This window comes from Spongiibacter sp. (assembly GCF_984394615.1).
In genome coordinates, this window is sequence record NZ_CFHTQA010000074.1 from 1 (window position 1) to 6098 (window position 6098).

The 6098-nt window shown below is 56.7% G+C and carries 8 protein-coding genes; 4 read left to right on the plus strand and 4 right to left on the minus strand.

Going from position 1 to position 6098, the window contains the following annotated elements; genetic code table 11:
- Positions 1 to 174: 174 nt before the first annotated feature.
- Entirely contained in the window at positions 175 to 450 is a 276-nt protein-coding gene (locus tag AC5DB9_RS16315) for a replication endonuclease (RefSeq protein WP_353744100.1), read from the minus strand.
- Between the two features lie 112 nt (positions 451 to 562).
- On the opposite strand from AC5DB9_RS16315, the gene AC5DB9_RS16320 reads away from it, so the two are divergent.
- Positions 563 to 1219 carry an outer membrane beta-barrel protein gene (locus tag AC5DB9_RS16320; RefSeq protein WP_272991609.1) on the plus strand — a complete coding sequence of 219 codons (657 nt, stop codon included), beginning with the start codon at positions 563 to 565 and terminating at the stop codon, positions 1217 to 1219.
- 21 nt (positions 1220 to 1240) lie between these two features.
- Here the strand turns inward: AC5DB9_RS16320 and AC5DB9_RS16325 are convergent, their stop codons facing one another.
- The 3 genes from AC5DB9_RS16325 to AC5DB9_RS16335 are packed head-to-tail and all read right to left on the minus strand — an operon-like array spanning position 1241 to position 4376.
- Positions 1241 to 1576: a 5-carboxymethyl-2-hydroxymuconate Delta-isomerase gene (locus tag AC5DB9_RS16325; protein WP_272991611.1), complete on the minus strand. Its 336-nt coding sequence runs from the start codon at positions 1574 to 1576 to the stop codon at positions 1241 to 1243.
- Positions 1577 to 1593: 17 nt separating this feature from the next.
- Positions 1594 to 3045, minus strand: coding sequence for a glutamine synthetase family protein (locus tag AC5DB9_RS16330; RefSeq protein ID WP_022960236.1), 1452 nt, complete (start codon positions 3043 to 3045; stop codon positions 1594 to 1596).
- Positions 3046 to 3056: 11 nt separating this feature from the next.
- A complete protein-coding gene (locus tag AC5DB9_RS16335; RefSeq protein ID WP_272991614.1) occupies positions 3057 to 4376 on the minus strand; it encodes a Rieske 2Fe-2S domain-containing protein in 1320 nt (439 codons plus the stop codon).
- Positions 4377 to 4539: 163 nt separating this feature from the next.
- On the opposite strand from AC5DB9_RS16335, the gene AC5DB9_RS16340 reads away from it, so the two are divergent.
- From AC5DB9_RS16340 to AC5DB9_RS16350, 3 genes are all read left to right on the plus strand, one after another.
- Positions 4540 to 5325, plus strand: a complete 786-nt coding sequence (locus AC5DB9_RS16340; protein ID WP_022960238.1) for an IclR family transcriptional regulator domain-containing protein — start codon at positions 4540 to 4542, stop codon at positions 5323 to 5325.
- 142 nt (positions 5326 to 5467) lie between these two features.
- Complete coding sequence (locus AC5DB9_RS16345; RefSeq protein WP_272991619.1) at positions 5468 to 5845, plus strand: RidA family protein; 378 nt, start codon at positions 5468 to 5470, stop codon at positions 5843 to 5845.
- A gap of 12 nt (positions 5846 to 5857) precedes the next feature.
- The coding region (locus tag AC5DB9_RS16350; protein WP_491732101.1) for a TSUP family transporter at positions 5858 to 6098 on the plus strand (241 nt) is incomplete at its 3' end.

The following is a 6098-nucleotide window of genomic DNA, read 5'->3' on the forward strand; positions in this document are numbered from 1 at the left end:
GATCCATTACCCAAAAGTGCAAATGTGAGTCAACTGGGGATGGCCGGAGGCTTACTCTTTTCCCGCATTCGCGCTAAACGGTCACGCTTGGGCCGCAAATCTGCTGAAATTGCCATATTCCCCAATTTGACGCCCATGCGCGGATTCGGAATGCGCTTGTGACGACACCTCTTACTATACAAAGTTGGTATATGGGCCGCGGCCGTCGATGTTTTTAGAGATGTAATTCGCTATGTAGGTTGCTGCAGAGCTCTTGCTGCGGTCGATTTCCTCGATTTTCAATCGCCGAGTATCTGCGCCCCGTTCGTTGCCATCTTCCTGAAGTACATAGTTTTGCAACGTATTTACTAATTCGTTTGCTTGGGACGGGCCAATGAAAAGCAGTAAATGCCAGTGCGGTGTGCCGTCGTGGTGCGGCTCTATTACACGAAAGCCCCAGTCTATCTGCAAAGGCTATGTACTCGTTGTTGAGCCACTAAGGTACTAGAGATATTACTCAATTCAGTCCCGATTCAGTCTTTGCACTCAATACTGCAAGCCTGTTTCTTTCAGGAGCTTTGCCATGAAATATTCTGTGTTGTCGGCGTCTGCCTTGGTTCTGGCCTTATCCGTTCCCGCCGCACAGGCGTCGCCTTATCGCAGTTCGTCACCCAGCATGTATGTGTTTGGCGGCGTGGGAATGTCGGATTTCAGCTGGCAGGAACGAGACGTTCGCTATAGCTTCGGCGATGGCAGCTTGAGTGATGTTGAGGTCGATGAACAGTCGAGTGCCGCGCGGATTGGTTTTGGCTTGCCGGTGGGCGAAAACCTCGCCTTTGAAATGGGCTATGTAAACCTGGGCGATCTGACTGCGTCTGGGTTTTCTGATGGTAGTCAGGTGCTAAATAACGGTTACAGTGCGGGCCGGGTTGATATAGACGGGAGCCTCGATGCGCTGTTTATCGGTCTGAGGCTGCAGACGCCAGCCAAAGAGCCGATTGGCCTGTACGCAAGAATGGGTATTGCTGCCTGGGAGTTTGATGGACGGGTTGAGGACAGCAGTCGACGCGGTGAGTTTCTGGTCGAGGGCAGTGACCCTTATCTGGGGGCCGGGATGCGTCTGGCGGTCGCTCGCAACGCCGATATTCAGGTGGGGTATGACTACTACGTGTTCGACGATGATCGCAGTATCGATATGTCCGCAGATGTCGTCTCGGTGGATTTCGTTCTGCGATTCTAAGCGCGCTTCCGCCGGGAAAGTCTACAGCAGGCGCTTTTTATAGCTCTCAGCGTGCATGTCGATGATTTCCACGCTGAGGCTGTAAACCTCCGGGAGGTGCTCGACCAGCACGGCACGAAGGGTTTCGGCGAGCTGTTGTTTTTGCGGGTCGCTGCGTCCTTCCAGCAGGCGAACACTCAGGTGCACAAACTGCTGGCCGGGGACGGCAAGTTGATACTGCGTGTAGGGCAGAGCGCGTAGTTTAAGGTCTTCGGCCCGCACGATGCCGGTGCTTGCCGCAGCGTCGGCGGCGCTCGACATCAATGCGGGCAAGTGGGCATCCAGTGCCGCAGAGTGTTCAAAAATAAGATGGGGCATGAGGCCTCCGCGACGGTTTAGAACATTTCAAAATATTCTTTCTGCTCCCAGTCCGTCACTTCGCTGAGGAAGCGATCCAGTTCAGCCTGTTTGATCGTGGCGTAATAATTCACGAAGTTGTCGCCAAACTGCTCTCGATAAAAAGCACTTTCCTGAAAGTACAGCAGCGCCTGAAACAGGCTGCGAGGCAGTCGCTGTGCCGTGGAGTTATAGGGTTCCTCAACCGGCGCGGGCAGGGGATAACGCTGGTGAATTCCTGCCAGCCCCGACAATACCTGTGAGGCAATATAGAGATAGGGGTTTGCCGCGGGTTCGCCGACACGGTTTTCGATGCGCGTTGCCGGGTCGCCCATGCCGCCGAGTACCCGCAACATGGCGCCCTTGTTGTCGCGGCCCCATTGAATGCGATCGGGCGCGAGAGTCTGGGGGCGATAACGCTTGTAGGCGTTGATAGTGGGTGCAGCCAGAATGCAGGAGGCGGAGGCGTGCTCAAGGAGACCGGATAAATAGGCCTTGCCGATGTCTGACAGGCAGTCGTCCGGGGTGTCGGGAATAAAGGCATTTTTGCCCGTTTTGCTGTCGATCAGGCTTTGGTGCAAATGCCAGCCGCTGGCAAAGGTGTTGGGAATATGCGGCCGACACATAAAGGTGGCGTGGTAGCCCAGTCGGGCGCAGACCTGCTTGATGGCACTGCGCGCCAGCACCGCACTGTCGGCGGTGGCGAGGCCCCGCTGTGGGCTGAAAGTCAGCTCCAGCTGACTGGGACCAAATTCGATTTCCTCTGAGCGCAGCGGCAGTTTCAGTGCCAGCAATGCCCGGCGAATTTCCCGGAATAGAGGTTCCAGCTCGTCGTAGCGAATTTCCGTGAGGTATTGATAACCCCGTTGCAGGGGAACCACCGACGGTGGAGTGCCGGGTTGCGTGCAGTCGTGAGCGGTCAGCGCGGTGTCCACGTTGCGAAACAGGTGGAATTCCATTTCCAGACCGCTCATCAGCTCAAGGCCCTCGCCAGCCAGCTTACTCAGTGCACTGCGCAGACAGCGGCGAGTATCGTATTCCACCGGCTGGCCGTCGGGATAATACAGGTCGCAAAGAATCCAACCGGTATCCGGGGCCCAGGGCAGGCGACGAAATGTGCTGGGGTCGGCCACCATGATCAGGTCGGCAGCGCCGGCCAGCTTCTGAGTACCCATACCCGCGCCCGATTGCCACACTGGCATGGCGGTACGGTGCGAGGTGTCCTTCAGAATCAGCGTGGAGGTCATGGTGCAGCCATTGACCAGCGTGCTGCCGATGGCATCGCCAATAATGGTTTTGCCACGGGTCAGACCGTGTTGATCGGCAAAAACAAAGCGCAGGACTTCAATATTGTCGGCCTGAATTCGGGCAACGACATCTTCCGCCTGGGCGATCTGGTCGCTGTTCCAGAGTCCGTGCCGGTCTACAAAACTGCCTGAGAGGGGAAGCATAGTGGTGCTCCTCATTCTTGCCAGGGATCGTCAGCCCAGCCGGATTGCTGGCGGCGTTTCAAATCGCGTTCTTTCCAGCAGTTCTGCCAGTCGTCGGCGGGGCCAATTTCATCAATGGCAACGGGGCCGCGAATCCGGGTCACATCGCTGCTCATCGGCAGGGCATCGTGGCTGTCGGCCTCGGCGGCGTCCATCGCTTTGAAGAGCATTCGCCGGTAGCGCATGATGCCGATATCTGAGCGCATCAACTGGTGCTTGCTGCGATCGGCGATGGGGCCGGGGGATTCCACCGCCCACTGGTCGTGAACATTGATGTCGTCACCCATGCCGGTATAGGTTTTGTCGCGCTGTTCATCAGGGTTGTAGCCCCACTGATTTTGCGGGCCGTATTTTGGCTTGTAATCGGGCGGGGGATTCATATCGATACGCTGGGCGCGCATCAGCTCCTTGTTCACCGGTTTACCAAAACTGATAAACATCGAATACCAGTAGCAGGATTCGTCATCGACTGGCACATGCCATTGGGCAATGACCATCTCGTTGCTCATTGGAATGACGATTGCATTCGGAAACAGCAGATTGGTGACCCGTACATGGGTGCTTTCCTCGGAGATTTCCCTGAGGGTCAGCAGGCGAATCCCGAAGTCGGTTTCTTCTGCCCGGATTTCGGGACAGTCAAACTCGCGCAGTACCTTGGTCAACGGCATGCTGCTGTCGACAGCTTCGTCGCGGAACTGGCGGCCGTAGGCCTCGTCCAGTGAGTCGTCGGCCAAAAAACGGTGCAAGAACGAGGCGTGAACGGGGTCGATGCCCACTTCCAGCGCCTGCAACCAGTTGCAGTACCACAGACCTTTGTAGGCAAAGACATGGCTGGCGGGGGCGGTGAAACAGTCCAGTGCGGGAAACGCGGGGGCCTCACCGTCGCCCAGATACGCGAAAATCACGCCGTTGCGTTCTTCGCAGGGGTAAGAGGGGTGTTTGACCAGTGTGTGCGTGTTGGAACCGGCGGGTTGTGCCGGTTGCTCAAGGCAGTGACCCTTGCCGTCGAACAGCCAGCCGTGGAAGGGACAGCGCAGGCCATCTGCTTCGAGTCGGCCGTAAGACAGGTCGACACCGCGATGGGGGCAGAAACGCCCGGAGAGCCGGTATTCGCCGTCGGCGGCCTTGAACAGTACCAGTTGCTCGTTCATCAGGGTGACCGCTTTTACGGGGCGTTCGCCGTCGAGTTCTTCGGTGAGCGCCACGGGCTGCCAGTAGCTGCGCAGTACCTTACCGGCAGCGGTTTCGGGGCCGGTTTCGGTAAGGCGGATATTCTCTTCGGGAGTCAGCATGTCATTAATCCGAACATAAGTTTGAAATACGAACAACGTCGAGTATAGGGACTGCCGCGCCGCGGCGCAACAAGCAAGTTAGCGCTATCTGCCATATAGGATGTTTCGGGGCTTTGATGTAGTATGCGGACAATTGTTTAAATAGCGCATGAGGGAACAAGCCTTGCCAGCCAATAAAAACGGAGATAACGAAAAGTCCAAGGACTTGGTGGGATCCTTGATTCACGGCCTGGGCGTGATCATGGCCTTTGATGCTGAAGACCCCGAGATGACCCTGTCGCAAGTGGCAGAGAAAACCGGCATGAACCGGGCGGGGGCGCGGCGTTATCTGCTCACCCTGGCGCATTTGGGGTTCATTCATCAGGACGACCGGATTTTCCGCCTGACACCCAAGGTGATGGAGCTCGGTTATTCCTACCTGTCCACCGTGCCGATCAGTTCCATTGCCCAGCCGTACCTCGACACCATTCGCGATATCACCGGTGAAGCGGTGGCTGTCGGCATTATCGACGGTGAGGATGTGGTTCATATTGCCAAGGCCAACTCCAAACGACTGATGGCGCCAACGCTGACGATCGGCAAACGCTTTCCCGTGATTTATGCCTCGGCCGGACGCGCTATGTTGGCGTTGAAGCCCGACGCGGAGCGCGACGCGATTCTCGACAAGGCGGACTTTACGCCGCTGACCGACAAAAGCATTACCTCCCGCGAGGAGCTGGACAAAGAACTGGCCAAAATCCGCCGTCAGGGCTATGCACTGGTCGAGCAGGAAATCGAGCTGGGGGCGCGTTCATTGGCGGTCCCGGTCTACAACCAAGCCGGTGAAGTGGTGGCCGGCATCAATACCCTGACCAACGCCGCCATCGTCAGCAAAAAGCAGCTGGTGGATGAGTGCCTGCCAGTGATGTGGGATGCTGCGCAGGAAATCAAACGCGCCCTGGTTTCCTGATGCCATGCGGGCCACTTTCGTGGCCCGTTTCATTGCCGAGGGCTGGAAAGCCCGCCAGACAACACCTCGACAAAAGCCCCTTGTTTAATTTGCGAACATGTGTTCGTATAAAAAACAATTGTTTTTTTGTATTGAGGTTGTCATGAACGTTATTCACACCGAGCTGGCCCCACAGGCGATTGGTCCTTATTCCCAGGCAATTGCCGTGAACGGCCTGGTTTTCGTCTCCGGGCAGATTCCCCTTGATCCTGTCAGCGGTGAGCTGCGGGAAGCTGATATTCACATCCAGACAACGCAGGTATTCGAAAACCTGAAGGCGGTACTGGATGCGGCGGGCAGCGATTTTTCCAAGATTGTTAAGCTGTCGATTTTTATGGTGGATCTTGCCGACTTCGCCATCGTGAACAGCATTATGAGTGAGTACTTTACCGAGCCTTATCCGGCGCGTGCCTGTGTACAGGTGGCGGCCCTTCCCAAAGGGGCAATGGTCGAAGTCGAAGCGGTGGCAATTTCCGCATAAGAGGACGGTGGCATGATAGAACTTGCGTTGCTGATGGCCGTGTCGGGGCTCTTGGCGGGTGTGCTGAGTGGTCTGTTTGGCGTAGGGGGCGGCATTATTCTGGTGCCGGTGCTGGACTACGCACTCGGGTTTACCGAGCTGAACCCGGTTTACCGTATGCATGTCGCCGTTGCTACATCACTAGCCGTGGTGATGTTTACCACTTTTTCCTCGGCCTATGCCCACTACAAAAAGGGCTCGGCGGACCTGGCGC